We start from the raw sequence: 25,513 nt of genomic DNA, 5'->3' as shown, positions 1-25,513 counted from the left end.
ACCAGCGGTCATGCAGCACGATCCACGAGTACGTAGGGAGGCCGACATGTCGATTGCCATTTCTGGGCAGCAGCCGAGCGGTCGTCTCCTCCGAGCCCGCGCGGTCGTCGGATATTCCGGCCCCGTCGGCGCCATGTAGCGCCAGCCTCTCCCGCAACCCGCACCGAGCCGGAGAACTCCGGCCCGTACTCCCACGGCGCGCACCGGCGTCCGCCGTCCGTCATGACCGTTGTCAGAACCACAAGCGAGACTCACCACTATGTCCGGCACTGAAGCCACGCGAAAATCAGACCTCAACACCGTGCAGGCGATCTGGCGCATCTACCCCTTCGCCAAGCACGCCCTGCCGCGCATCTCGCTCGGCATGATCGCCGCGCTGCTCGGTTCGATCGTCGCGCTCATCATTCCCATGGTGCTCGAGCGCCTCGTCAACGGTGCCCTCGCGCAGCGCGATCCTGCCGAGATCTGGCCCGCTGTGGGGCTCATTCTGGCGCTCGGTGTTCTCGAGGCGGCCATGATCGCCCTGCGCCGCTGGTTCGTGCTGCTTCCCGGCACAACGGTCGAGGCCAAGATGCGCAATGAGATCTACCGCCAGCTTCAGGATCTTCCGGTCGCGTTCCACGACCGGTGGCCGTCGGGCCAGCTGCTGTCACGCATGATGCAGGACCTCAACATGATCCGCCGCTGGCTGTCGTTCGGCATCGTGCTGCTCGTCGTCAACATTCTGACGATCGTGATCGGCACCGTCGTGCTGTTCACATGGCACTGGCTGCTCGGCACCATCTTCTTGATCTGCGCGATTCCTGTGTGGATCTACGGGTACGCCTTCGAGAAGAGGTACTCGACGATCGCGCGACGCAGCCAGGACCAGGCGGGCGACCTCGCAACGAACGTCGAAGAGTCCGTTCACGGCATCCGCGTGCTCAAGGCGTTCGGTCGCGGCAAGCATGCGCTCAAGGGCTTCTCTGTTCGCGCCGAAAGCCTGCGGGGCGTCGAAATCGAAAAGGCGAAGGCGATCGCCGGCATCTGGTACTGGCTGATTCTTCTGCCCGACATCGGGTTCGGCCTGTGCCTCGTTGCGGGCATCTGGCTTGCGTCGCAGGGGCAGATCGACGTGGGGGAGCTCTTCGCGTTCTTTGCCACAGCAACGGTTCTGCGATTCCCGATCGAGTCCATCGGCTTTCTGCTCTCGATGACGTTCGACACGCGCACCGCGATCGACCGCGTCTTCGAGGTGCTCGACGAGGTGAACACGATCACCGACCCCGAGTATCCCGAGACCATCGAGAACCCGCAGGGGCGTCTCGAGTTCGCCGACGCGCACTTTCGTTTCGCCGACTCTCCCGCCCGCTATCCCGACCTGATCGACGGGGTGAATCTCACGATCCAGCCGGGGGAGACCATGGCTCTGGTCGGGCTGACCGGATGCGGCAAGACGACGCTCACGTCGCTCACCACGCGCATCTACGACCTCACGGGTGGGGCCGTGCTGCTCGACGGCGTCGACGTGCGCAACCTGACGCGCGGCGAGCTTCGGCGGCACATTGCCATGGCCTTCGAAGATGCGACGCTGTTCTCAGCATCCGTGCGTGACAACGTTCTGCTGGGTCGCGAAGACCTCGATCTCGACAGCGACGAAGCCCAGCGCGTGCTCGACGAGGCGATCGGCATCGCGCAGGCCCAGTTCGTGCACGATCTCCCGTACGGCGTCGACACGCTGGTCGGTGAAGAGGGCTTGAGTCTCTCGGGCGGGCAGAGGCAGCGCCTCGCGCTTGCCCGGGCCGTTGCGGCAGCACCGTCGGTGCTCGTTCTCGACGACCCGCTCTCGGCACTCGACGTCGACACGGAGGCGCTGGTCGAGGCTGCGCTGCGGCGTGTGCTGGCCTCGACAACAGCGCTCATCGTGGCGCACCGGCCGTCGACGGTGGCGCTCGCCGATCGGGTCGCCCTCATGCAGAACGGGCGAATCGTCGACGTCGGCACCCACACAGAACTGCTCGCGCGCAACGAGCACTACAGGTTCGTGATCTCTTCTCTCGAAGACGAAGAGAAGCGCGAACGCGAGGAGGTCGCACAATGAGCACCGCGACGGTGCACGGGGTCTCGGGCGAAGAGCGCGGAGACCTCACGAAAGAAGAGAGCAGGCAGATTCGGCAGAGGTCGCTTCGCCTTCTCGGCTCGCTGCTGAAGCCGCTGCGCAAGCGCGTCGTCGCCGCGATGATCCTCGTGATCATCTCGACGGCCGCGAGCGTCGCCGGTCCCGCCCTGATCGCGTTCGGCATCGACACGGCGCTTCCCGCCGTGCTCGAGCGCGCCGATTGGCTTCCGGCTCTCGGCGTCGGGGTCGTGTACCTCGTGACCGCGCTCGCTGCAGCGACGTTCATGGCCAGCTACGTCGTCGCGAGCGCGCGCGTCAGTCAGGCGGTTCTTCTCGATCTGCGCATGCGCGTGTTTCAGCACACGCAGAAGCTCAGCCTCGAGTTTCACGAGTCCTACACATCGGGGCGCATCATCTCGCGCCAGACGAGCGACCTCGACGCGATCAAGCAGCTGCTCGACGAGGGCATCAGCCAGCTCGTGAACGGGATCCTCTACATGGGGTTCATCTTCGGCGCGCTGTTTCTGCTCGACTGGACGAGCGGTCTCGTCGTCGTGGGGTCCGTCGTTCCGCTGTACTTCCTGACGCGCTGGTTCCAGAAGCGCTCGCAAGTCATGTTCCGGCAGTCGCGCGTTCTGTCAGCGCGGGTGATCGTGCACTTCGTGGAGTCCATGACCGGCATTCGAGCCGTCAAGGCGTTCCGCAAAGAGAAGCGCAATGAAAAGGAGTTCGGGCGGCTCGTCGAGGACTACCGCGACATCAACGCCCGCACCATTCAGCTTTTCGGCATCTACGAGCCAGGCATCATCATGATCGGCAACCTCGCGGTCGCCGCGGTTCTGCTCGTCGGCGGGTTCCGCGTGGTCGGCGGCTACATGGAGATCGGCGCTCTGCTGGCGGCCGTGCTGTACGTGCGACGCTTCTTCGACCCGATGGAAGAGATGGCGATGTTCTACAACGCCTACCAGTCGGCCGCAGCGGCGCTCGAGAAGATCTCGGGCGTGCTTGAGGAGCGTCCGAGCGTTCCCGATCCGACAACGCCCATCGATCTCTGGACGGCGAAAGGACGTGTCACTTTCGATGACGTGACGTTCGCGTACAACGACAAGACAACGGTGCTGCCGAGCTTCTCGCTCGACATTCCGGCCGGTCAGACGATCGCGCTCGTCGGGTCGACGGGAGCAGGCAAGTCGACGCTCGCCAAGCTCATCTCGCGTTTCTACGATCCGAGTGAAGGAGCGGTGCTGCTCGACGACGTCGATCTGCGCCGCATGCACCCGAAGGATCTTCGGCGTGCGATCGTGATGGTCACGCAGGAGGCATATCTGTTCTCGGGCACGGTTGCCGACAATATCGCGCTTGGGCGACCGGATGCGACGCGTGACGAGATCATGGAGGCCGCGCGCGCTGTCGGTGCCCATCAGTTCATCGAGGATCTCCCGGACGGGTACGACACCGACGTGAACAAGCGCGGCGGGCGCGTCTCCGCCGGGCAGCGGCAGCTTGTCTCGTTCGCTCGGGCGTTTCTCGCCGATCCGGCCGTGCTGATCCTCGACGAGGCGACGGCGTCGCTCGACATTCCGAGCGAGCGGCTCGTTCAAGAGGCGCTGCAGACACTGCTGGCCGACCGCACAGCCGTGATCATCGCCCACCGGCTCTCGACGGTTGCGATCGCCGATCGTGTGCTCGTGATGGAGCACGGGCGCATCGTCGAAGATGGGTCTCCGGCTGAGCTGATCGGCGGAACCGGAAGGTTCGCGCAACTTCACGCCGCGTGGCGCGACTCCCTCGTGTAGGTCGAGGCTGCCGCTACGCTGGCTGTGTGGAGTCGCCAGCAGAATCACGGATCGCCGTGCGGAATCTTCCGCCTGGAGCCTTCGCATTCGTCATGGCGACGGGAATCATCTCCCTCGGGCTGCACTTCGAGGGAATCGACGTGCTGTCGGTCATTCTGCTGGTCATCACTGCCGCCGCGTATCTGATTCTCGTCGTGCTCACAGTGTGGCGCGGCATCCGTTACCCTCGTCGAGTTGTCGACGACTTTTCGACGGCGCACAACGGATTCTCGTTCTTCACGTTCGTGGCTGGAACCAACGTGCTCGGCGCCCGGATCGCGGCGCAGGACGGCAGCGTGACCGTTCCACTCGTGCTTCTCGCGGTGAGCTTTGCCGCGTGGCTCGTGCTCGGCTACGTTATTCCGGGGCTCGTGATCGGGCGCCACCAGGGCGCCGACATTCTCGCCGGGCTCAACGGGACATGGTTCATCTGGTCGGTGGCGAGTCAATCGCTCGCCGTGCTCTCCGCCTCCCTTGAGCCGAAAATGCCGCACGGCCTCAGTGACGCACTCTCCATCGTCGCCGTGCTGTCGTGGGGGATCGGTCTTATTCTGTACGGCGTCATCGGCTGTGCCGTCGTCATCCGGCTGCTGACGCGGGGAATTCCGGCCGCGGAGCTCGGGCCGCCGTACTGGGTGACGATGGGTGCCGGGGCGATCACCGTGCTCGCGGGATCTCGTATCGTCGAGATGACCGATACCGCCATGGTGAGTGTGGTTCGAGCCCCGGTTGCAGCAGCCGCCGTCGTGTTCTGGGCCTTCGCGACCTGGCTCATTCCCGCACTCATCGGCATCGGGCTGTGGCGCCACAAGATCAAGCACGTTCCTCTGCGTTACGAGGCTTCCCTCTGGAGTATGGTCTTTCCGCTCGGCATGTATGCGGTCGCGGGAATCTACCTCGGCGAGGCCGACAATCTCCCCATCGTGGGCTGGATCGGCAGTCGCTTTCTCTGGGCCGCCCTCGCGGTCTGGGCTGTTGTCTTCGTCTGGCTGATCGTGACGTTCATTCGGGAGCTCCGGCTGCGACGCACGGCATCGCTCTCGGCCTGAGGCGCGCAGGGTATGCGCTTTCCCTCCTTTCGGGTACGCTGTCCGATGTGACACCCGATCGTGGGTGGTCGCGACCTCAGTGCCGAGGAGACCAAGGGAGTGCGCATGCGCAGTGTCAGCCGTCGAACCGTTCTCACCGCGACGGGGGTGGCTGCGCTCGCCGCCGCTTTTCCCGCCCCTCAGCTCGCCTTCGCCGCGAGTCCGCGCAACGCCACGGTCGCCGAGGGCGGCAGCGCGCTGCTCGAGAACATCGTGGCCAGCCTCGCGGGTACGAGCGAGACGAATGCTGCAGCCGACGTGCAACCCAAGCTCGAGAAGCTCTACGCGACGGCGAAGAAGAACCTCGATGCCCTGGTGTCCGACCCGACGACGGAGCTCTTTCCCGGCCTCGAGCTCGGCAGCAATGACCGCAACCTCGAGACGACGTATCAGCGCCTCTTCGAGATCGCCGTCGCCATTGCCATGCCGGTCCCGGCTGCGGCGTCGGTTCCCGACGACCTGAGCCGCAATGCCGATGCAGCGCGCAGGGTCATCTCGGGTTTGAGGTGGCTGTTCGACACCTACTTCGAAGACCAGGATGCCGGTTACTACGGCAATTGGTACAACTGGGAGATCGGCATACCGACGCACGTCGGTCGCACCCTCGCCCTCGTGCACGCAGACGTCGCCGAGGCAGACCCAGAGCTTGCAAGCCAGTACGTCAGCGCGATGGACAAATACCTGCGCAACGGCATAGACGGCGACGTCGATCTCGATTCGCGCTTTCACACGGGAGCCAATCTGGCCGACATCACGACGAACCGCATCGTGCAGGGCGCCGTCGTGGGGGACTCCGCGCGCATCACGAAGGCGATCTCCGATCAGCTCACGGTCTACCAGATCATCGACCCGTATCACCTGCAGCATGGCGTGACAGACGGCTTCTACGCGGATGGCTCGTTCATTCAGCATTCGTCTGTCGCCTACACGGGAAGCTACGGAATCGGGCTTCTCGAGCGCGTGACCACAACGATCGCGATGCTCGACGGAACCTCGTATTCCACAGAGCCTGACCTCGAGTCGCGCATCAACGACTGGCTGGCGACCAGTTTCTCGCCCGTCATCGTCGAGGGCTGGATGATGGAGATGATCAAGGGCCGCGCGGTGTCGCGCACAGCCACGGGCTACACGAACGCGACGAAGGTCGTCGAGTCGGTGGTCGCTCTCTCGGCCCTCGCCACCGAGGAATCGGCCGCCAAGCTCAACGCGTACGTCGCCTACCTGCACGGGTTGGCACACATGAGCATCGCACCCGAGTCCTTCTCGGATCCGGCGAACATCGTTCGGTACGCGGCGACCGTGTCCGACGGCTCGATCTCGCCTCAGAACCTCGTGCCCGAGTCGGCCACGTTCGCCTACAACGCGATGGATCGCCACGTGCACCACCGCGGCGCGTACACCTTCGCGCTCGCCCGCAGCTCAGAGCGCGTGAGCAAGTACGAGTACATGAGCGGTGAGAATCTGAGGCCGTGGTTTCAAGGCGACGGCGCGCACTATCTGTATCTCGCGGGAGACGACCAGACGGAGGCGTTCGGTGTCGACTACTTCACGGTCACCGATGCCATGCAACTGGCCGGAGTGACGGCGCCGGTTGAAGACCGTGCCACGATTCCAGAGCTCTACGGCACCCCGTACTATGACAATCCGGATGCCGGTTTCACGTCGTCGTCGGTCAAGCAGAACACCTATGTCTACTTCCCGCTCGGTACGAACGCGTACTCAGGGGGAACGACTCTCGGTGCCTATGCCGTCGCGGGCATGCAGCAGTCAGACGATGCCGCGTACGCGGCGAAGCAGGCCGGGGATCTGCCCGACGATTTTGTCGTCTACGCGAACTCACGCTCCACGAAGTCGTGGTTCATGTTCGACGACGAAATCGTGGTTGTCGCCTCGGGCATCGGCGATGAACACGACCGAGCGACGGTGACGACGCTCGACAGTCGTATGGCCGGCACCGCCGATGCCGTCAGCATCAGCGGCGAGACGCGGGACGGAAGCCCCGTGTCAGGCGCAGGCACCATGTCGTCGCCCGGCTGGCTGCGCTATGCGAACGAGACACGCGGAAACGCGCTCGGCTACGTGTTCTACACCGACAACACGATCGATGTTCGACTTGAGTCCGTGGAGCGCAGCCATCGGTTCATTCGCACGTCAAACTCCGACACGCTCGTCTCGAAGACCGTCTTCGATCTCTCCGAGACACGGGCTGCTGGCTCAGAATCCGGGATGCTGGCCTACGCCATCGTTCCCGGCGCCACGGCCGAGTCGCTTGCGAATCGACGCTCCGAGCCGCAGATCGTCGAGCACAGCGATGACGTTCATGCCGTGCGGCACGACGGGCTCGGCCTGCTCGGCATCAACGTGTTCTCCACGGGTGAGCACGAGATCGGTAAGCTCACCGTCGATGGTCCGGCGGCTGTTCTGGCGCAGAACGCCGACAGGGGCCGCACGGTCATCGCCGTCTCGGATCCGACCTTCGCGCGCGACACGGTGAGCATTACGATTCCCGACAATCGCGCGGTCCTCGACGACGAGCACCCCCACGTCACAGCACATCGCGTGAAAGGTGCCACGCGCCTGGACTTCACGACGCGTCACGCCTACGGCGCGACGATCACGGTCACGGTGCGGGGGCGCGGCATCGTCTAAGGTCGGCGTCTCACGCCACGAACGCCGAGCGATCGAGGCGGTACGCCGCTCCCGTCAGGCGCAGGGGAGTGCCCTCTGCGTCATAGTGCTCGCGCGCAGAGTTCTCGTGACAGCTCGGCGGCTTTCCCGACGCCTGTACGACGCGCCACCACGGCACATCGCTGCCGTACCGCGACATGACCCAGCCGACGCCGCGCGCTGACCGTGAGCCGAACTGCGCGGCGACCTGGCCGTAACTCATCACCTTGCCCGGCGGTATCTCCTCGACGACGGAGAGAACCGCCTCGACGAAGTCCTCGTTCACGTGAGCAGTCGGTCAGATGCTGAGCCGGCCGACGACCTCGCCGTACTCGGTTTCGTCGACAGGCTCGAAGCCGACGGCGAGAAAGAACTTCTCGGGGCCGCCCTCGCCGGGTTCGTACATGACGTTCAGATGCCCGAAGCCGCGGTCACGCGCCTCTGCCGCAAGAGCCTCGACGGCAAACTTGCCGACGCCCTGCCGCTGAGCCTCGGCGTCCACGTTGATGCGCCAGAGCACGCTCTTGAAATAGTCGTCCATCTCGTGGTCGAAGTTGCCCTGCACAAAGCCGACGACTTCGTCGCCGTCGAGCACCACGCGCTGCCACGTCGTTGCCGGATTCGTCACGGCTGCGGCAACGGAATACGAGACAGGAGCGACGAACTGCTCTTGGCCAGGCCGCAGCGACAGGGCGTTGACCGCCACGATCGTCGACGCCGACAGTTCCACCACTCGCATCTCAGACATGCTCCAAGGCTAGCCGCATCGGCCCCTCGACCGAAAGAGCACGGCTATGAATTGCACGCCGTGACGACGCCTGCCTCAGCCTTCTCGGCAGCGTTCAGGCTCTCGGAGAGCGCCTGGTTGTCGACGGATTCCGGGTTCTCGGCGGCGGCCTCGGCAGCATCCCCGAATTGGCTGTTGAAGTCTTTGAGCGCGTCGGTCATGGCATCGACAGAGGTCTTCACCTCGGGGTGCGAGATCGACGAGACGTCCTTCGCGAACGTGCTCACGGCGTCGTCGAGATCGTCGCGAGCTGTCGCGGGATCGTCGATGAGCGACCCGCTCGAACTCGTGATCGCATCGACGAGAGCGAGGTCGGCGCTGCTGAAGATGTCGCAGGCGTCGCTCTTCGACTGGCTCGGGGCGCAGCCCGCAAGCGCAGCGCCCGCGACGAGCGTGAGAGCGAGCGCGAGTGGTGCGGTGCGTGACGTCATGATTCCCCCCCCTGCATCGACGCTAGTCGATTCCTCCTCACCGTGTGGGGGTGAGAAGAACCTCTGTTCTCGGAGACAACTTGCAATTTGATTGTTAGTACGGTTCACTAACAAATATGACCGCCAAGGATGCTGGCCGAATCGGCGCCGCTCGCGCACTGCGCCCGAGCAGCAAACTGCTGCCCGAGTACACGCGGGCGCACAATCGATCGCTCGTGCTCCAGCTGCTGTACCGCGAAGGGCCGATGAGTCGCGCGGACATCGCGCGGTCGACCGATCTGACGCGGGTGACCGTCTCTGATCTCGTCGCCGAGCTGATCGAGGACAGGTTCGTCGTCGAGCAAGGCCTGCGCGATGAATCTCGCCCTGGGAAGCGCGCGACCATGATCAACATTGATCGCGAGGGACATCAGATGGTCGCCGTCGATCTCTCGGACGACGATGTCTTTCGCGCCGCCGTCGTCAACCTCGGTGGCGAGTTCATCGAGACCTGCGAGATTCCCATCGACGGAGCCACGGGAGACGACGCTCTTGCCAAAGCGCTCGCCGTCGTCGACGACGCGCGTGGTCGAGCGACGGCGCCACTGCTCGGCGTCGGGGTCGGCACCCCGGGGGTCGTCGACGATCTCGGGATTGTGCGCGTGGCCGTGAGTCTCGGGTGGACGGACGTGAACCTTCGGGCAGCGATCGCGGAGCGCACGGGGCTGCCTGTCACCGTCATGAACGACGTGAACGTGGCCGTGCTCGCGGAGCACAGCTTCGCCGACGTCGACAGCGACGACATCATGCTCGTGCGCATCGGCCACGGCGTCGGAGCCGGAGTCATCGTCGGCGGCGCAACGTACCGCGGAAGCCGCTTCTGGGATGGCGAGATCGGTCATGTCACCGTCGGCACGAGCGGGGGCCCGATGTGCCGCTGCGGACGTGCAGCGTGCCTCGAAGCCTGGGTCGGCGTGCCACGGCTGGCTGCGGAGCGCGAACGACTCACGGGCGAGGCCGAGCGGTCAGCATTCCTCCGTGAAGCGGGGGAGCACCTCGGCATCGCTCTCGCGCCGATCGTGCGCACACTCGACCTGACCGACATCGTGCTGTCGGGTCCGCCTCACCTTCTGGGAGGCGACTTTCTCGCCGCCGCCCACGACACACTCCTCGAGCGAACGATGATCGGCGATCCCGACGATCTGTCGCTCAGGATGACCACGCTCGGACGCGACAACGTGCTGTTCGGCGCCGTGGTTCTCGTCCTCACCGGACAACTGGGGGTCTCGTAAGAGAACCCTGCACGCATTCGCACCACAACGACGTGGCGACACAACAGCTCGCCCGCATTTGAGAAAGGACCTCATGATGAGGAAAACCGGCATTGTGGCCCTCGCGGCCATCGCAGCGCTGGCTTTGGCCGGGTGCTCCGGATCGGCGGAGGGAGCCTCTGACGGCGGCTCGGCCGAGATTCGCGTGTGGCTCGTCGGCACCGACACGCCCGACGACGCGCGCACCTACCTGAAAGAGACGTTCGAAGAGCAGAATCCGGGCTCGACCCTGGTCATCGAAGAGCAGCAGTGGAACGGACTCGTCGACAAGTACACGACAGCTCTGTCGGGCTCCGACTCTCCCGACGTCGTCGAGATCGGAAACACCCAGGCGGCCGCGTTCACCTCGGCGGGCGCATTCACCGACCTTACCGACAAGTACGACGAGCTCGGAGGGGACAACCTGCTGCAGGGCTTCGTCGAGGCCGGAACGTACGACGGCAAGATCTACGCCTACCCGTACTACTCCGGAGCGCGCGTCGTGTTCTACACGCCTCAGGTGTTCGACGGTGAGGTGCCGACGACGTTCGACGAGTACGTCGAGGCAGGCATCGCCATGAAGGAGGCCGGTACCGCCTCGGGAATCTACGCGCCGGGCAAGGACTGGTACAACATGCTCCCGTACGTGTGGGAGAACGGCGGCTTCGTTGCCGAGCAGCAAGACGACGGCACATGGAAGGCCGGCTTCTCGAGCGAGGGCGGCATCGCCGGTCTCGAGCAGCTGCAGAGCGTCTACCTGAACGCGACGTCAGCTCCCAAGGACGGCGACGAGACGAACGCTCAGGTTCCGTTCTGCGAGGGCAACGTCGGCTTTCTCTCGGCACCGAGCTGGTTCATGGGATCGCTGAAGGCCGAAGCTGACGCTGACACTCCGGGGTGCCCAGACACATTCGGCAAGGATGCTACGGCATTCGCTCTTCCGGGCAAGGACGGCGGTGCCGCGCAGGCGTTCGCCGGAGGCTCGAACATCGCTGTCGCCGCCAACTCCGCCAACCAGGATCTCGCGTACGAGGCACTGAAGATCATGCTCTCGGTCGAGTACCAGGAGCTGCTCGCCGCGAACGGCATGATCCCCGCGACGAGTGAAGCGAAAGACGCGCTTCCCGATGACGCGGTGACAGCTGCAGCCGCTGCAGCAGCAGAGAGTGCCCGGCTCACCCCGGCGGCGCCGAAGTGGGCCGACGTCGAGGCGTCCGAAGTGATCAAGAACGCTCTCGTCAAGATCGCGCAGGGCAAGGACGTGACAAAGATCGCGAGGGGCCTCGACGCCGAGATCGAGGAGATCCTCAACAGCTGACCCGCGTCCCCGCGGGTCGTGACGGGCGGTCTCGGCTCCCTACCGAGATCGCTCGTCACACCACACTCTGCTCGCCCACGCACATTGAAGGAGCACGCATGACCACCGCGGTCAGCGAGGCCCGGACGCAACCGGCGCCGCCTCGCCAGCACAGGAAGCGCACGCGCAGAAGACGCGTGACGCCCTGGCTGATGCTGGCACCCGCAACTCTCATTCTGCTCGTCATGACCGGTTATCCCCTGGTCAAGATGGCGATCAACTCGTTTCAGAAATACGGCAAGGCGCAGATCTTCGGTGCGCCGCCCGAGTGGATCGGGCTGAAGAACTACACGGACACGCTCACGGATCCCACGTTCTGGGCCGTCGCCGGACGCAGCTTCGCGCTCATGGCCGTGCTCGTCGTCGCGACGATGGGCCTCGGCATCCTGATCGCGCTTCTCATGACGCGCGTGAACGCGTTCTTCCGCCTGCTGATCTCGATCGGGCTGCTTCTGGCCTGGGCGATGCCGCCCGTGTCGTCCGTCGTCGTCTGGGGGTGGATCGTCGACACCAAGTACGGTCTGCTCAACTGGGTGCTCAACACCGTGACCGGAACGACGAACTGGTCGGGACACTCGTGGCTCATCGACCCGCTCTCGTTCTATGCCGTGCTCACGGTCATCATCACGTGGATGTCGGTGCCGTTCGTGGCGTTCACCGTCTACGCGGGGCTCACACAGGTTCCCGACGAAGTGCTCGAGGCCGCTCAGCTCGATGGCGCGGGCGCCGTCAAGAGGTTCGGATTCATCGTGCTGCCGTACCTGCGCAGCATCCTGCTCATCACCGCCGTGCTGCAGATGATCTGGGACCTGCGCGTGTTCACGCAGGCGTACACGCTGCAGGGGCTCGGCGGCATCTCGAGTCAGACCGACGTGTTCGGCACGTACATCTTTCACCTCGGCTCCAGCAACCTCGGTGCTGCGGGCGCCGTGTCGTTCATCATGGTCGCCATGATGCTCGTGATCTCGATCTACTACGTGCGCAAGACAGTGAAGGACGAAGAAATATGAGTGTCGCCACGCGCGTCGAGACCACGGACCCCGGGTCCGCAGCATCCGATGTTCGGCCACCGGTTCTGCGCCGGCGTTCTTCCACGCGCGAGCTGAAGCGCTTCTCGGCGAATGCCCTGTGGGGAGTCGTCTCGATCATCGTGTTCGTCTGCTCGGTCTTTCCGGTGTACTGGATGCTGAACACCTCGTTCAAGCCGAACTCCGACGTGATCAGCCCGACGCCGCAGTGGTGGCCCGAGAACTTCACGCTGCGCAACTACATCACGGTTCTGTTCGAGCCCGCGCGGCCGGATCGTGCGAACTTTCCCTCCGCGTTCGTCATGTCGCTTGCCGTCACGGGACTGACACTGCTGATCTGCCTCGTGTTCGCGTTCGTCGGCGCGGTCGCGGTATCGCGCTTCAAGTTTCGCGGTCGCAGGCAGTACATCATCGCTCTGCTGATCATTCAGATGATTCCCGGTGAAGCGCTCATGTTCACCATTTTCGGAATGGTTGATTCGTGGCGCCTGCTGAACACCGTGATCGGCCTGACGATCGTGTATCTCGCCGGCGTGCTGCCTTTTACCATCTGGATGCTGCGTGGCTTCGTTGCCGGTGTGCCCGCCGACCTTGAAGAGGCAGCCATGATCGACGGCTGCACGCGCACGCAGGCGTTCTGGAAAGTCACGTTTCCTCTGCTCGCGCCTGGCCTCATCTCGACGGGCGTCTTCGCGTTCATTCAGGCCTGGAATGAGTTTCTCATGGCGCTCATCATTATGCAGAGCCCCGGCTCGTACACGCTGCCGATCTGGTTGCGTGCCTTTCAACAGGCGACGCAATCGACAAACTGGGCCGCGATCATGGCGGGGTCGACCCTGCTCGCTCTGCCCGTCGTGATCTTCTTCCTCTTCGTGCAAGGCCGCATGACCGGCGGACTCGTGGCGGGAGCAGTGAAAGGATGAGAGGTATGCCTCATGCTGCCGCCTCGACAACTCTGCTCCCCGGATTCGCAGGAACGACGCTGCCCGACTGGCTCGCCGCGCGGCTTCGCGATGGCCTGGGCGGGGTGTGCATTTTCGGCCCGAATATTGAGGATGCTGCCCAGCTGCGTCGCCTGACCGATCAGATCCGCGACGCGAACCCTCGTGCGATCGTCGCGATCGACGAGGAGGGCGGAGACGTCACGCGGCTGCACTATGCCACGGGCTCGCCGTACCCGGGAAACGCCGTGCTCGGCCGCCTCGACGACACCGCGGTTACGGCGCGCGTCGCGGCAACCGTCGCCGCCGAGCTGCGCGCGACGGGCTGCACCCTCGACTTCGCCCCGAGCGTCGACGTCAATTCCAACCCGCTGAACCCCGTGATCGGCGTGCGCAGCTTCGGCGCAGACGAGCAGCTCGTCGCGCGGCACGGTGCCGCGTGGGTCACCGGCCTGCAGGACGCAGGGGTTGCCGCGTGCGCCAAGCACTTTCCGGGACACGGCGATGTCGACGCCGACTCACACATCGCCCTCCCCGTTCTCGACGTCGACCGCGAGACGCTGCTGCGCCGCGAGCTCGTGCCGTTCGCCGCGGCGATCGACGCGGGCGTCGCATCGATCATGACGAGCCACATCATGCTGCCGCAGATCGACGCCGAGCACCCAGCCACCATGTCGAGCGCCGTGCTCGAGGGGCTGCTGCGCGGCGACCTCGGATTCGAGGGTCTGATCGTGAGCGACGCCCTCGACATGGCGGGTGCAAGTGGCGAGATCGGCATTCCCGAGGCGGCGGTGCGTTCGCTCGCCGCCGGGGTTGATCTGCTCTGCATTGGCACGGCGAACACCGACGAACAGCTGGGGCAGATCGAGCAGGCGATCGCGGATGCTGTCGAGGCAGGGCGCCTCACAGCATCCCGTGTCGACCAGGCGGCGCAGCGCGTGCGGGACTTCGCGGCGCGAGCGAGCGTCGGCGATGCCGGGTCGGCCAGCGCCCTCATCGATGACGCGGCGGTCGAGGAAGCCGGTCGGGCGATCTCGGTACAGGTGGATGCTGACGCGCTCGACGCCGCGCGCACGCCCGCCGCCGTGCTGCGCCTCGATGCCCCCGCGAACATCGCCGTGGGAACGGCGCCCTGGGGTCCGTTCAGCCTCGACGACCCGTGGCGCGGCGCCCCCGTCACGCGCATGGACCTCGCCGCCGACGACCCTGCAGGAGTTGCCCAGCGCGTCGACGCCGAGGCGCCGGCCGGCACCGTCATCGTCGTCGGAAAGGGCAACCACCGCCACGCGACTGCGATTGCGGTGATCGACGCCCTGCGTGCGACGGGCCGCAGCGTTCTGACCGTCGACATGGGGTGGCCCTCAGACGATCGAGCATACGCCGACGTCGCAACGTTCGGCGCTTCGCGGCTGCTCGGCACTGCCCTCGTGCGCGAGCTGTTCGGCGACGTCGCCGTGCCCGCGTCGTAGCCGTCGCGCCGCACCGGCTACGCTCGGAGTCGGACCACTCGGGATCTTCGCGCGTGCTCGCGCTCGTTCGAATGCAGAAAGAACAGGTACATGGCTGAAGTCATCATCGTCACCTCCGCAGATGACGCGGGTTCACTCGTTGCCGACGAGATCGTCTCGCTCGTCGCTGCCAAGCCGAACGCCGTGCTTGGCCTGGCAACCGGATCGACGCCGCTGCCGGTGTATCGGGCGCTCGCGAGTCGGCGCGACGAGATGGATCTGTCGGGGGTGTCGGGCTTTGCGCTCGACGAGTACGTCGGCCTGCCAGCATCCCACCCTGAAAGCTATCGCTCGGTGATCACGCGCGAGGTCGTGGAACCGCTCGGGCTCGACCCGGAGCGCGTGCACGTGCCGAACGGTGCGCTCGACACCATTGAGCACGCGGGCGCCGATTACGAAGAGGCGATCATCGCGGCCGGGGGCATCGACCTGCAGATTCTCGGCATTGGCACCGACGGGCACATCGGCTTCAACGAGCCGGGGTCGTCGTTTGCGTCACGCACGCGCGTCAAGACCCTGACGAAGCAGACGCGGCGCGACAACGCGCGGTTCTTTGCGTCAGAAGACGAGGTGCCCATGCACTGCATCACGCAGGGCCTCGGCACGATTCAGCGCGCGCGGCACCTGGTGCTGCTCGCGTTCGGTGCGGGCAAGGCGCGCGCCGTTGCCGGTGCCGTCGAAGGGCCGATCAGTGCGACGCTGCCCGGATCGGCGCTGCAGCTGCATGAGCGCGCGACGGTCATCGTTGACGAAGCGGCCGCCGCAGACCTGAAGAACGCTGATTATTATCGCCACGCGTACGCGAACAAGCCGTCGTGGCAGGGCTTGTAATCCTTATGCAGTGAACCGGGCCGAACCTATTCAGATGTCGATATCTGCGCCAGTTCACACCCAGAACCGCAGGTTTTGACACATGAACAGTGCGTCTCGTGGCGGCGCTGCCATGAAGTGTTGCAAGAAGAAGATGCACGCAGCGTCGGCATCGCCGCAAAGCGCTGCTCGCGTTCGTGCGAGTACGGAGCGAGCGCGTGCCGTTGCTACGTCAGTCGGTGCCCACGTCGACGTGCGTGGACGTGGCGCCGCGTTGCAGTGATCTACGCGGCGTCTGAGCGCGGCGTCGTCGAGGCGTCAGTGGTCGACGTCGTGGTGCCGTCGGCGGTCTTCTCGCCGTCGTCTGTGACCTCGCGGACTTCCTTCTTGAAGATCTTCATCGATTCGCCGACGCTCTTGGCGAGGCCAGGCAGCTTCGGCGCACCGAACAGCAGAAGCACGAGGAACAGGATGATGACAAGGTGCCATCCGTTGAGATTGGCGAGCATGGGGACCTCCGCGTCGACGCTCTAAGTCAGTGCCTCTAGCATAGGCTCTCGACTCTGATCTTGCTGAGAACACCGCAGACCGCTGGCCGCCCAGCACAAGGCGCCGTGTGCCTAGAACACCTTGCCGGGGTTCAGGATGCCGAGGGGATCGAAGACCTGCTTGATCTGCCGTTGCAGCTGCAGCTGATCGTCGCCGAGTTCGTCGCCGAGCCAGCGCTTCTTGAGCACGCCGATGCCGTGCTCGCCCGTGAGGGTGCCGCCGAGCTTCAGCGCCGCGGTGAACAGCTCGCCCGCGGCATCCCAGATCTCGTCGGGAACCTCGGGACCGTCGAAGATGAAATTGGGGTGCAGGTTGCCGTCTCCCGCGTGCGCGAGCGTCGGGATGCTGATGCCATAGCGTTTCTCGATGTCGGCGATCGCGTCGAACATGTCAGGCAGTGCCGAGCGCGGCACCGAGACGTCTTCAATGAGCGTCGTGCCGAGCGCGGCAAGCGACCCATGCGCGGCGCGACGCGCGGCGAGAAGCTCGTCGGCTTCGTCGCGGTCCGTTGTGAGGTCGGCGTCTCCGCCGAGGCGCGTGATGATCTCGAGCGCGCGACGGGCGTCGTTTTCGGCGCCGGGTCCGTCGAATTGCACGGCGAGGTGGGCGGCACCGCGCTGCGACAGCGAGCTGCCGTGAAACGCGTCGATCGCCCGAAGCACGTGCGGGTCGATGAGCTCCATGACGGCGGGCTGCAGTCCCGCTGCGGTGATCGCGGCGGAGCTTGCCGCCGCATCCCGAACCCCCAGATAGAACGCGGCGATCGTCGCCACCGTGCCCGGCACCGCGCGGCGGATGCGCACCGTCGCCTCGACGATGACGCCGAGCAGTCCCTCTGAGCCGACCATGAGCGCCGTGAGGTCGAGCCCGGTGACGCCCTTGACGCTGCGGCGCCCCAGGGTGAGCAGCCGGCCGTCGGGCAGCACGACCTTGAGTCCGAGCACGGCGTCGCGCGTGACGCCGTACTTCGCGCACAGCAGGCCGCCGGCGTTCGTGGCGATGTTGCCGCCGACCGTCGAGATCGCCTTCGACGCGGGATCGGGTGCGAACCACAGACCCTGCTCGGCGAGAATGTCGTTGAAATGACCGTTCAGGATGCCGGGTTCGACGACGGCGAGCAGATCGGAGCTGTTGATTTCGAACACACGGTCCATGGCGAGTGTCGAGAGCATGATCTCGCCGGAGCCGCCGACGGCGCCGCCAGCGAGTCCCGTGCCAGCGCCGCGCGTGACGACGGGAGTGCGGGTCTGCGTAGCAATGCGCAGTGTCGCTTGAACGTCGTCGATGGAGCGCGCGGTCACGATCGCGAGCGGCGAGCTGCCGGAACGGTGCCCCGACTTGTCGGCTTGCGCGGCGTCGAGCTGCGCAGCATCCACTGATACCGCATCGCCGAGCGCCTCGATGAGCTGGGCGACGACCTCGGTCATGTCAGCCGATCTCCCTGCGGCCGTTGATGACGCCGCTCGTGACGGCGACGATGGCGAAGATCGCGGCGACGATCGGCTGACCCATGTCCCACCAGCCGAAGACGGCCGTGCCCATGACGGCGATCTCGACGATCGCTTTGCCGAAAGGGTCCATGGTGAAGACGGCCTTGGGGGAGCGGAACAGAGCCCAGAGCACGATCGCGATCACGGGGGCGCCGATTCCGATGACGATGTTCCAGGGCAGCTCGAAGCAGAGGAAGCCCCACAGGCCCAGCGAGACGAAGGCGAAGAGCTCGAGAACGAACCGCACGAGGTCATTCACGCTGACGCGTGCGGGCGCAGGTGTTGAAGTCACGCTTCAATTCTACGTCGCGTCGACGACGCTCGGCCGCGAGAGGTCAGAGGCCCGGGCTCGCCTGCCGCACGCGAGAGAGAAACGCCTTGGTCTCGTCGTTCTGCGGCGCATCGAAAAGCTGGCTCGGCGGGCCCGACTCGACGATGCGGCCGTTCGAGAGAAACACGACGCGGTCGGCGACCTGCCGCGCAAACGACATCTCGTGCGTCGCCATGACCATGGTGCTTCCCGCCTGCTTCAGCTCGCCGACGAGATCGAGAACTTCGCCGACGAGCTGGGGGTCGAGAGCGCTCGTGATCTCGTCGAGCAGCAGCAGTTCGGGCTCTGTGGCGATGGCGCGGGCGATCGCGACGCGCTGCTGCTGGCCGCCCGAAAGCCGGTCGGGGTACTCGCTGGCTTTCTCTTCGAGACCGATGCGCCGCAGCAGCTCGCGCCCGCGCGACTCTGCCTCGGCCTTGCCGATCTTGAAGACATTGCGGCTCGCGAGCGTGATGTTGTGCAGCACCGAGAGGTGCGGAAAGAGGTTGTAGTGCTGAAATACCACGCCGATGCGAGCCCGAACGCGGTCGGCGTTGACGCGAGGGTCGGTGATGTCGTCGCCCTGCAGAAAGATCTGGCCGTCGTCGACGCGCTCGAGCAGGTTGATGGTCTTGAGCAGCGTTGACTTGCCCGATCCGCTCGCGCCGATGAGCACGACGACCTCGTGCTCGGCGACCTCGATGTCGATGCCCTGCAGCACGGCAGTATCGCCGAACCATTTCTGCACGCCCGAGACGCGCAGGACAGGACCCTGGGTTGTGTTCGCGTCGGTCATACCTGTCCTCCCATCTGCTCGCGGCGCTGTGCGCGTGCCGTGTACCAGTCGGTGAGCCGGATCATCGGCCACGAGAGCAGAACGAAGAGCACGCCGGCGACGACATACGGGGTGAAGTTGTAGACGCTCGCGACCTCGATCTGCGCGGCGCGAATCGCGTCGACGGCGCCGAGAACCGAGATCAGCCCCACGTCTTTCTGCATCGACACGAAGTCGTTCATGAGGGCCGGCGTCACCTTGCGCACGGCCTGGGGGAGCACGACGAGTCGCAGGGTCTTCGAGTAGCCGAGGCCGAGCGAGCGCGCGGCCATGCGCTGCGACGGGTGCACGGCCTCGATTCCGGCGCGCAGCACCTCGGCGACGTACGACGAGTACGTCAGGGTCAGAGCGATTGTTCCCCAGAACTGCATGGGCAGACGGTCGGTGAAGCCGAGGGCGGGAACGCCGAAGCCGACGAGGTAGAGAACAAGCAGCAGAGGGATGCCGCGGAAGAAGTCCGTGTATATCGCCGCTGCCAGGCGAATCGGCGCGAAGACGGCGCCGCGCAGCGTGCGCGCGATGGCCAGAAGCGAGCCGAAAATGCCGACGAGAATCGCGGCGAAGAAGAGCACCTGAATGTTCAGCCAGAGACCGACAAGGATGCTGGGGAAAGACGCGACCGCCGTGTCGATGTCGAAGAACGAACGCCGCACCTCGTCCCAGCCGGGGCTGTTCACCAGAACGAGCCACACGATCACCGCGAAGATGATCGTGCTGACGACGCTGATCAGCAGCGACCGTGCCGTCTGGCGGCGTCGAAACGCGCGCCTGTCCAGCTCGACCCGACTCGGTTCGGGACGCGCCGAGCCGGGCGGCGTGCTCGTGTCTATATCGTTCGTCACGGGGTGTGCAGGCGCTCCTACGACAGAACCGTTGCGCCGGCGTTGTCGGCGAGCCACTTCTCGGCGAGCTCGTCGAGCGTGCCGTCTTCGCGAAGAGCGTCAACGGCCTCGGTCACCGGGTCGGTGAGTGGCGAGTCGTTCTCGAGCAGGAGGGCGAGCTTGTCGCCTCCGGCCGAGCTCTCGAACTGGCCGACGAGAACGCCGTTGTCGAGAACCGCGTTGGCGTTGTAGAACGCTGTCGGCAGGTCGGTGACGAGGGCGTCGATGTTGCCGGCGATGAGGGCCTGCACGGTGTCTTCGTTGCTGTTGAAGATCGCGGGGTCCGTGCCGATGGCTTCCTTCACGGCGGCGATCGATGTCGATCCGGCGGCCACGCCGACCTTCACGTCGGCGAGGTCAGCGAGCGATGTCGCATCGGCGGCAGGGCTGCCCTCGACGCTCACGACACCCTGCGTTGTCTCGTAGTACGGCGATGAGAAGTCGACGGCCTTCTCGCGGTCTTCGTTTGCCGAGAACTGCTGAATGTTGATGTCGAAGTCCTTTGGCCCCGGCGCGATCACGGTGTCGAACGGCGTGCGGATCCAGACGACGTCCGACTTGTCGAAGCCCAGCTGGCCGGCGACGGCGTAGGCGACTGCCGCCTCGAACCCTTCGCCCGACTCGGGGTCGTCGTTCTCAACCCAGGGGGAGTAGGCGGGCTCGCCCGTGGCAATGGTGAACTTGCCCGGCGTGACGGTCTGCAGTCCCGAATCGTCGCCGGCGGCAGCATCCTCTGGGGTTGATGCCGAGCAGGCGGACAAGGCGATCGCAGCAGCGGCGGCGCTGGCGATGGCAACAGCACGCAGAACGGAACGTGATTTCACGGAGGGCTCCTCGGGGACGGGGCGCGTTCGGGATGCCGCGCCACCGAGAAAGACTATCGTCGCGGGCACGCTCGCGCGCGGGAATGACGAATTGTTGCTCGGTCAGTCGGCGAGGCGCCAATCGGCAAAGTCGAAGCCGGGCGTCACGAGGCAGCTCACGAGCACGTCGTCGTCGCCCGGAACCGTGCGCTGCCAGCATCCGCCTGGAACGATCAGCTGCTGTGTCGCGCCGACCGTTCCGGGTGCGGCGAGCAGTCCGCCGTCGCCCGTGTCGCGCGGCTGGTCACTCGTTCCGCCAAGCTCGAGTCGCAGGGAGCCGGGGCCGTGCCACATCCAGATCTCGTCCGAGGCGACGACGTGCCAGCGCGAGTGCTCTCCTGCAGGCAGCCAGAAGTGAATGAGCGTCGCAGCGGGGCGCTCCCCGCCGGGTGTGGCCAGCGCGTCGGCGGCCGTGTAGGTTCGGCGGAACCAGCCGCCCTCAGGATGCTGTTCAAGCGACAGCTCGCGAATGGCGTCGTACGTCATGCCGACTGTTCCTCTCTGCGAAAGACGGTCTCGCCGGCGACGATCGTGCGCCGGCATGTTCCGGCTCCGGCCTCGACGAGCTCGGCCAGTGCTGCTCGCGGCGACGTGTCGCTCACGGCGAAGAACGCGAGGTCCGCGAGGGCGCCGACGGCGAGCTGCCCGATGCGCTGCGGTCCGGCGCTGAGGCCGAGGGCGTGCGCTCCGCCGAGTGTCGCGGCGTGGAAGAGCCGCTGGTGCAGATCGTCGTCGGCATAGCCTTGTTCGCGCGCGATTCTGTGCAGGTGCGCCACGTCTGCGAGCGGGTCGAGGCTCGGCGATGACGAGAGCGAGTCAGTGCCGACGCAGATGAGATTTCCCTCGCGCAGGTATGCCGCGACGGGCGGTGCGTCGAGCCCGATCACGTCGTTCGAGCGCGGGCAGAGTGCGACGGAGGTTCCGCGTGCGCGCAGCAGCGAACGGTCGCGGGCGGTCATGTAGATGCCGTGGGCGATATGGCAGTCGGGGCCGAGCACGCCGAGCTGATCGACGAACTGCGTCGAACTGACACCGACGCCGCGGCTGCGCAGCGCTCTGAAGCTCTCGGCGTTCAGGCCCACCCACGCGTCGTCGCTCGAGACATTCTCGTTCTCGAAGTGCGCTTCGGCGAGGTGGATGTGCAGCCGCATGCCGCGGTTGCGCACCACATCGGGAATGTCGAGAAGAGGCTGCACCTCGAGCGAATACGGCGCGTGCGGTGAGACGCCGACGCCCGGGGTGGCGGGCATGCTGTCGAGGTCGGCGATCGCGGCGTCGCGTCCGTGGGCGCGCCAGTCGGCGTTACTCCAGCCCATGACTTCCCAGTAGGCGATGCCGTGCAGGCCGGCGTCGTGCAGCGCCGACACCGCCTCGCGGTCGGTCACGACGTCGGCCAGGGCTGTCGTCCCCGACGCCACGGCGAGCCGCGCACCCTCGGCGGCGGCCGCGCTCCAGTCGTGCCGTGCGCCGTCGCTGTCGTACACCCGGTCGAATGCCGCGGCCCAGTCGTCGAAGCCGTTGTATCGCCGTGTGGCGACGTCGGCCATGCGCGTGTACTGCAGGTGCGTGTGCGCGTTGACGAGCCCCGGTGTGATCACCCCGTCCCAGTGCTCTTCGACGAAGTCGATCCCGGCATCGCGCAGCGACTGCAGCACCCACTGGCGCTCGCCGACGTGCAGAATCCGCTCGCCGCGCACGGCGACAGCGCCGTCGCGAATGCGCGGTGCCGTCACCGGGATCACGAGCGGCGCGCTGTACACCGTGACGGTGGCGTGAGCGGCGTCATCCGTCTGCAGCACCGTGGGCGCGGCGTCTCGTGAGTAGCGGCTGGGCTCGGAACCCGTCGCCGCCACGCGAGACACGGGGGCAGAATGCCCGGATGCTGCGGCGCCATGCCGCGCGGCGAGCGCGAGGTGAGCGATATCGTTCTCGCGCTCAGGGTCGAGCGGGTGCAAACCGGGTGCGAGCGCGGATGGGTCCGTGAGAACCCCCGCCGCGACGAGCTGCTCGACCGCGGCAAGCTGCGCGGCGAACGAGAGGTCCATGATCTCGATGGGGTTGCCACCGGATGCTGTGTAGTTCACGCCGTGCCCGTGCGCGAGCACAATCACCTGGCGCTCGCCGAGCGCAACCTCGCTGATCTGCGGTCCACGGTCGGTCCACGTCGCGTGCGGCGCCTCGAGTTCGCCATCCGTGCCGCCCGCGACGGCGAAGATCGTGCCGTTGCTAGCGGCGCTGATCAGCTGCTCATGGATCGTGCCGCGCACCCCCGTTGCCGACACCACGATGTCCGCTTCTCGTGCGCCGTGTTCCGCCGGCATCACCTCGAAACCGTCGACCTCGGCGGCAAGAGCGCGCACGGGATCGATCTCCGCGACGATCACGCGGGCGCCGAGTGCACGGGCGTGCCGGCAGACGCCTTCGCCGACGGGTCCGTAGCCGACCACGAGCCACGTCGCGATGAGCGGATCGCACGCGCTGATCCTGCGCGAGTGTGCCTCCTCGAGCAGGTCGACGATCGCGAACGCGCACGTCTGTCCGGTGCCGTACCGGTTATCGAACAGCGTCTTGACGCGAGCGTCGTTCACGGGGACCACGGGAACGGCGAGCTTTTCTGCAGCATCCATCTCACGCAGCGGCCGCACGCCGCTCGTGGTCTCCTCGGCGGCGCCACGCAGCTGTTCCAGGGCATCTGGTTGCTCGTGCACGAGGCGAATGAGGTGGGCGCCGTCGTCGATCAGCAGGTCCGGATGCCATCGCACGAGGTCCAGGGCCTGCTTCGCGTCGTCCTCTTCTGTCGCGTCGGGGGAGCCCAGCACGACGATCCCGCGCGTGCGAAGCGCCGCCGCAGCTTCGGGATCGACCTCGTTCGCCGGCGCGAACACGCGCACGTCCGCGCCCGCGCGGGCCAGCTCGATCGCGAGAACTGCCGTCTTCGGCTCAAGCACCAGCACGATTCCGATGCGCACTCCGCGCACAGCGCCGGTGGCCGCAAGCTGTGATGCCAACTTGCGCGTGACGGGCATCGCTGTCGCCGCCCAGTCGATGCGGCTCAGGCCGCGTTCGGCGAGATAGTCCTCGTGCGCAGATGCCTGGCGCTGCGGCGGTTTCTGCAGGCTCTCGGTGTCGATGACGACGATCTCGCCACGTGCTGCCCGCACGGCCCGGAGGCCTTCGGGGAGCACGCGCTCGCTGTCACCAAGAAGGTCCGCGGGCTCTGACGCCCCGGCACTCAAGACCCCGGCGTGATCGACGACGATCGGCAGTCGAGAAGCACCGTCGTCATCCTTGGCGTATTCAGCGAGCAGCCATGAGCGAATCTCCGCATGCTCTGCATCGGTGAGGCCACCCAGAAGAACCACGATCTCGCACTGCGCGGGGGAGACCGTGTGTCCGCCCATGCCGTGCAGAATCGCCCGCAGCGCCCTCGCCGTGTCTGCTCCGCCGAGAATCGCGAACCGCGTGCCGGCGATCAGTCGATTCGTGATCCGATTCACCGCCGCAAGAATTGACGCGGCCTCTGCCTGGTGCTCGGTGGGGGATGCTGGAGCAGAATCGTCGGGGCGCGGCACTCGCTCATTGTATTGTGCCGCTGCGTCTCCGACCCGAGTTGTGACGCGACGTGACGGGTCAGAAGTCCGCGGCGCTCACGCGGCAACGAGCCCCGGCAGGTACTCGGCGCCGCACGCCTCGGCCAGGTCGGTGCCGAAGAGTGACGCCGGCGTGAACGCACCCGCGCGCCCGTCGCCCTCGAGCAGACGGCGAGCGACCTCCGCCGGCACCGTGCCCGTGAACGTCGACGCATCGCCGATGCGCAGCCAGCCGTCGCGCACGCTGCCGTCATCCCACTCAACGTGTGCGTGCGCCCACGAGTACTCCCGAGGGCGCGGCTGTGCCTTGACGGTCACGCGCGCCAGCTGGCGCTGGGCGAACTCCTGAAGCGGCCGCACAGCCAGCAGAGTCGATGCGAGTGGCGCGACAAAACGGATCGGTCCGGTGGGTGCCATGCTCGAGGCAGCGATCACGGTGGGCGCCTTGCTGACGTGGCGCGCGGCCGCTAGGTCGCCGAGAGGCATGCTCGCCGTCGACACCTCCGATCCGTCCGGCAGGACGAGCCGCATGAGATTCCTCCCGAACCGGCTGCCCCGCGGGTCGCGGTACGCCAACCCGGTGATGAGAGACGCGGCGAGCGATTCGCCGACCGTTCCTGCCTCGGTCTCCAGTGACGGCAGCATGTCGACGCGAACCCGTGCAGGTGTCGGGCGACCTTCGAGGAGCTTCACGAGGATGCTCTCGGTCCCTGTCACGCCGAACCCGGCGCCGGTCACGGCAGTTTGTCCGCGCGCGGAAAGTTTCTCGTTGCGGTCGAGTAGTCCCGAGATCGCACCCATATCGTTGGCGATGTCGATATAGTGCGCGCCCGTCGACACGAGTTCCGCGGCTGTCTCGGCGAACGGTGCGACTGTGTTGATCACGACGGCAGGATGCTGTCGCCGCACCTCTGCGACAATCTCATCGATCGAGTGGGCCACGACCGTTCGCTCGCCGTCCTTCGCCGCTTCGGCCAGGCGATCGGCGTTCCGTCCGACGAGCACCGGCTCGATGCCGCGCTGCCGCAGCTGTGTCGCGATGTGTCGTCCGCTTCGGCCTGCGCCGCCCACAATCCATACGTCGTTGCTCATTGTCTGCTCCTCGGTTGATGACATGACGTGTCATCACTGTACGCCTGATGACACGCCATGTCAT

General features: G+C 66.0%; 22 protein-coding genes. 10 read left to right on the top strand and 12 right to left on the bottom strand.

Annotated features, from left to right (window positions below; translation table 11 throughout):
• Nucleotides 1-259: 259 nt before the first annotated feature.
• The 4 genes from ATJ78_RS15100 to ATJ78_RS15085 all read left to right on the top strand — a co-directional run bounded on the left by ATJ78_RS15100 (nt 260) and on the right by ATJ78_RS15085 (nt 7,670).
• Nucleotides 260-2,080 carry an ABC transporter ATP-binding protein gene (locus ATJ78_RS15100; protein WP_098408995.1) on the top strand — a complete coding sequence of 607 codons (1,821 nt, stop codon included), beginning with the start codon at nt 260-262 and terminating at the stop codon, nt 2,078-2,080.
• On the top strand, nt 2,077-3,894 hold the full coding sequence (locus tag ATJ78_RS15095; protein ID WP_098408994.1) for an ABC transporter ATP-binding protein: 1,818 nt from the start codon (nt 2,077-2,079) through the stop codon (nt 3,892-3,894). The genes ATJ78_RS15100 and ATJ78_RS15095 overlap by 4 nt, the downstream gene beginning before the upstream one ends.
• A 26-nt stretch (nt 3,895-3,920) precedes the next feature.
• The gene (locus tag ATJ78_RS15090; protein ID WP_245836351.1) at nt 3,921-4,982 is read left to right on the top strand and encodes a tellurite resistance/C4-dicarboxylate transporter family protein; all 1,062 of its coding nucleotides are present in this window, start codon (nt 3,921-3,923) and stop codon (nt 4,980-4,982) included.
• 105 nt (nt 4,983-5,087) lie between these two features.
• Nucleotides 5,088-7,670, top strand: a complete 2,583-nt coding sequence (locus ATJ78_RS15085) for a polysaccharide lyase family 8 super-sandwich domain-containing protein (RefSeq protein WP_098409428.1) — start codon at nt 5,088-5,090, stop codon at nt 7,668-7,670.
• 10 nt (nt 7,671-7,680) lie between these two features.
• Here the strand turns inward: ATJ78_RS15085 and ATJ78_RS15080 are convergent, their stop codons facing one another.
• The 3 genes from ATJ78_RS15080 to ATJ78_RS15070 are packed head-to-tail and all read right to left on the bottom strand — an operon-like array spanning nt 7,681 to nt 8,906.
• On the bottom strand, nt 7,681-7,974 hold the full coding sequence (locus ATJ78_RS15080) for an MGMT family protein (protein ID WP_098408993.1): 294 nt from the start codon (nt 7,972-7,974) through the stop codon (nt 7,681-7,683).
• Nucleotides 7,975-7,986: 12 nt separating this feature from the next.
• On the bottom strand, nt 7,987-8,436 hold the full coding sequence (locus ATJ78_RS15075; protein ID WP_098408992.1) for a GNAT family N-acetyltransferase: 450 nt from the start codon (nt 8,434-8,436) through the stop codon (nt 7,987-7,989).
• 44 nt (nt 8,437-8,480) lie between these two features.
• Nucleotides 8,481-8,906, bottom strand: a complete 426-nt coding sequence (locus ATJ78_RS15070; RefSeq protein WP_098408991.1) for a hypothetical protein — start codon at nt 8,904-8,906, stop codon at nt 8,481-8,483.
• Nucleotides 8,907-9,022: 116 nt separating this feature from the next.
• Between ATJ78_RS15070 and ATJ78_RS15065 the strand changes: the two genes are divergently transcribed.
• The 6 genes from ATJ78_RS15065 to nagB all read left to right on the top strand — a co-directional run bounded on the left by ATJ78_RS15065 (nt 9,023) and on the right by nagB (nt 15,860).
• On the top strand, nt 9,023-10,177 hold the full coding sequence (locus ATJ78_RS15065) for an ROK family transcriptional regulator (RefSeq protein WP_098408990.1): 1,155 nt from the start codon (nt 9,023-9,025) through the stop codon (nt 10,175-10,177).
• 73 nt (nt 10,178-10,250) lie between these two features.
• Nucleotides 10,251-11,513, top strand: coding sequence for an extracellular solute-binding protein (locus ATJ78_RS15060; RefSeq protein WP_245836350.1), 1,263 nt, complete (start codon nt 10,251-10,253; stop codon nt 11,511-11,513).
• 98 nt (nt 11,514-11,611) lie between these two features.
• Nucleotides 11,612-12,562 carry a carbohydrate ABC transporter permease gene (locus tag ATJ78_RS15055; RefSeq protein WP_098408989.1) on the top strand — a complete coding sequence of 317 codons (951 nt, stop codon included), beginning with the start codon at nt 11,612-11,614 and terminating at the stop codon, nt 12,560-12,562.
• A complete protein-coding gene (locus ATJ78_RS15050; protein WP_098408988.1) occupies nt 12,559-13,503 on the top strand; it encodes a carbohydrate ABC transporter permease in 945 nt (314 codons plus the stop codon). The genes ATJ78_RS15055 and ATJ78_RS15050 overlap by 4 nt, the downstream gene beginning before the upstream one ends.
• Nucleotides 13,504-13,508: 5 nt before the next feature.
• Nucleotides 13,509-14,990, top strand: coding sequence for a beta-N-acetylhexosaminidase (gene nagZ, locus ATJ78_RS15045; protein ID WP_245836349.1), 1,482 nt, complete (start codon nt 13,509-13,511; stop codon nt 14,988-14,990).
• 90 nt (nt 14,991-15,080) lie between these two features.
• Nucleotides 15,081-15,860, top strand: a complete 780-nt coding sequence (nagB, locus tag ATJ78_RS15040; protein WP_098408986.1) for a glucosamine-6-phosphate deaminase — start codon at nt 15,081-15,083, stop codon at nt 15,858-15,860.
• A 263-nt stretch (nt 15,861-16,123) separates the two neighbouring features.
• Here nagB and tatA read toward each other — a convergent pair whose 3' ends face one another.
• The 9 genes from tatA to ATJ78_RS14995 all read right to left on the bottom strand — a co-directional run bounded on the left by tatA (nt 16,124) and on the right by ATJ78_RS14995 (nt 25,449).
• Nucleotides 16,124-16,348 carry a twin-arginine translocase TatA/TatE family subunit gene (gene tatA, locus ATJ78_RS15035; RefSeq protein ID WP_098408985.1) on the bottom strand — a complete coding sequence of 75 codons (225 nt, stop codon included), beginning with the start codon at nt 16,346-16,348 and terminating at the stop codon, nt 16,124-16,126.
• Nucleotides 16,349-16,459: 111 nt separating this feature from the next.
• Complete coding sequence (locus ATJ78_RS15030) at nt 16,460-17,815, bottom strand: FAD-binding oxidoreductase (protein WP_098408984.1); 1,356 nt, start codon at nt 17,813-17,815, stop codon at nt 16,460-16,462.
• A 1-nt stretch (nt 17,816) separates the two neighbouring features.
• On the bottom strand, nt 17,817-18,170 hold the full coding sequence (locus ATJ78_RS15025; RefSeq protein ID WP_098408983.1) for a YrdB family protein: 354 nt from the start codon (nt 18,168-18,170) through the stop codon (nt 17,817-17,819).
• A gap of 43 nt (nt 18,171-18,213) precedes the next feature.
• Complete coding sequence (locus tag ATJ78_RS15020; RefSeq protein WP_098408982.1) at nt 18,214-18,984, bottom strand: amino acid ABC transporter ATP-binding protein; 771 nt, start codon at nt 18,982-18,984, stop codon at nt 18,214-18,216.
• A complete protein-coding gene (locus tag ATJ78_RS15015; protein WP_245836348.1) occupies nt 18,981-19,865 on the bottom strand; it encodes an amino acid ABC transporter permease in 885 nt (294 codons plus the stop codon). The genes ATJ78_RS15020 and ATJ78_RS15015 overlap by 4 nt, the downstream gene beginning before the upstream one ends.
• 17 nt (nt 19,866-19,882) lie before the next feature.
• Nucleotides 19,883-20,728, bottom strand: a complete 846-nt coding sequence (locus ATJ78_RS15010) for an ABC transporter substrate-binding protein (protein WP_098408981.1) — start codon at nt 20,726-20,728, stop codon at nt 19,883-19,885.
• A gap of 102 nt (nt 20,729-20,830) precedes the next feature.
• A complete protein-coding gene (locus ATJ78_RS15005) occupies nt 20,831-21,253 on the bottom strand; it encodes a cupin domain-containing protein (RefSeq protein ID WP_098408980.1) in 423 nt (140 codons plus the stop codon).
• Complete coding sequence (locus ATJ78_RS16250) at nt 21,250-24,339, bottom strand: adenosylhomocysteinase (RefSeq protein ID WP_098408979.1); 3,090 nt, start codon at nt 24,337-24,339, stop codon at nt 21,250-21,252. Before ATJ78_RS16250 ends, ATJ78_RS15005 begins: the two co-directional genes overlap by 4 nt.
• Nucleotides 24,340-24,414: 75 nt before the next feature.
• Nucleotides 24,415-25,449 carry a saccharopine dehydrogenase family protein gene (locus ATJ78_RS14995; protein ID WP_211288476.1) on the bottom strand — a complete coding sequence of 345 codons (1,035 nt, stop codon included), beginning with the start codon at nt 25,447-25,449 and terminating at the stop codon, nt 24,415-24,417.
• Between the last annotated feature and the right edge of the window lie 64 nt (nt 25,450-25,513).

This window comes from Paramicrobacterium agarici, assembly GCF_002563955.1.
Taxonomy (GTDB): domain Bacteria; phylum Actinomycetota; class Actinomycetes; order Actinomycetales; family Microbacteriaceae; genus Paramicrobacterium; species Paramicrobacterium agarici.
This window is presented reverse-complemented; position numbering and strand designations above follow the sequence as displayed.

Bases quoted from the DNA above. Each gene is read 5' to 3' on its own strand.
- ATJ78_RS15100 (WP_098408995.1), top strand. From the start codon at position 260: ATGTCCGGCACTGAAGCCACGCGAAAATCAGACCTCAACACCGTGCAG.
- ATJ78_RS15095 (WP_098408994.1), top strand. From the start codon at position 2,077: ATGAGCACCGCGACGGTGCACGGGGTCTCGGGCGAAGAGCGCGGAGAC.
- ATJ78_RS15085 (WP_098409428.1), top strand. From the start codon at position 5,088: ATGCGCAGTGTCAGCCGTCGAACCGTTCTCACCGCGACGGGGGTGGCT.
- ATJ78_RS15075 (WP_098408992.1), bottom strand. From the start codon at position 8,436: ATGTCTGAGATGCGAGTGGTGGAACTGTCGGCGTCGACGATCGTGGCG.
- ATJ78_RS15070 (WP_098408991.1), bottom strand. From the start codon at position 8,906: ATGACGTCACGCACCGCACCACTCGCGCTCGCTCTCACGCTCGTCGCG.
- ATJ78_RS15065 (WP_098408990.1), top strand. From the start codon at position 9,023: ATGACCGCCAAGGATGCTGGCCGAATCGGCGCCGCTCGCGCACTGCGC.
- ATJ78_RS15060 (WP_245836350.1), top strand. From the start codon at position 10,251: ATGATGAGGAAAACCGGCATTGTGGCCCTCGCGGCCATCGCAGCGCTG.
- ATJ78_RS15055 (WP_098408989.1), top strand. From the start codon at position 11,612: ATGACCACCGCGGTCAGCGAGGCCCGGACGCAACCGGCGCCGCCTCGC.
- ATJ78_RS15050 (WP_098408988.1), top strand. From the start codon at position 12,559: ATGAGTGTCGCCACGCGCGTCGAGACCACGGACCCCGGGTCCGCAGCA.
- nagZ (WP_245836349.1), top strand. From the start codon at position 13,509: ATGCCTCATGCTGCCGCCTCGACAACTCTGCTCCCCGGATTCGCAGGA.
- nagB (WP_098408986.1), top strand. From the start codon at position 15,081: ATGGCTGAAGTCATCATCGTCACCTCCGCAGATGACGCGGGTTCACTC.
- tatA (WP_098408985.1), bottom strand. From the start codon at position 16,348: ATGCTCGCCAATCTCAACGGATGGCACCTTGTCATCATCCTGTTCCTC.
- ATJ78_RS15030 (WP_098408984.1), bottom strand. From the start codon at position 17,815: ATGACCGAGGTCGTCGCCCAGCTCATCGAGGCGCTCGGCGATGCGGTA.
- ATJ78_RS15020 (WP_098408982.1), bottom strand. From the start codon at position 18,984: ATGACCGACGCGAACACAACCCAGGGTCCTGTCCTGCGCGTCTCGGGC.
- ATJ78_RS15005 (WP_098408980.1), bottom strand. From the start codon at position 21,253: ATGACGTACGACGCCATTCGCGAGCTGTCGCTTGAACAGCATCCTGAG.
- ATJ78_RS14995 (WP_211288476.1), bottom strand. From the start codon at position 25,449: ATGAGCAACGACGTATGGATTGTGGGCGGCGCAGGCCGAAGCGGACGA.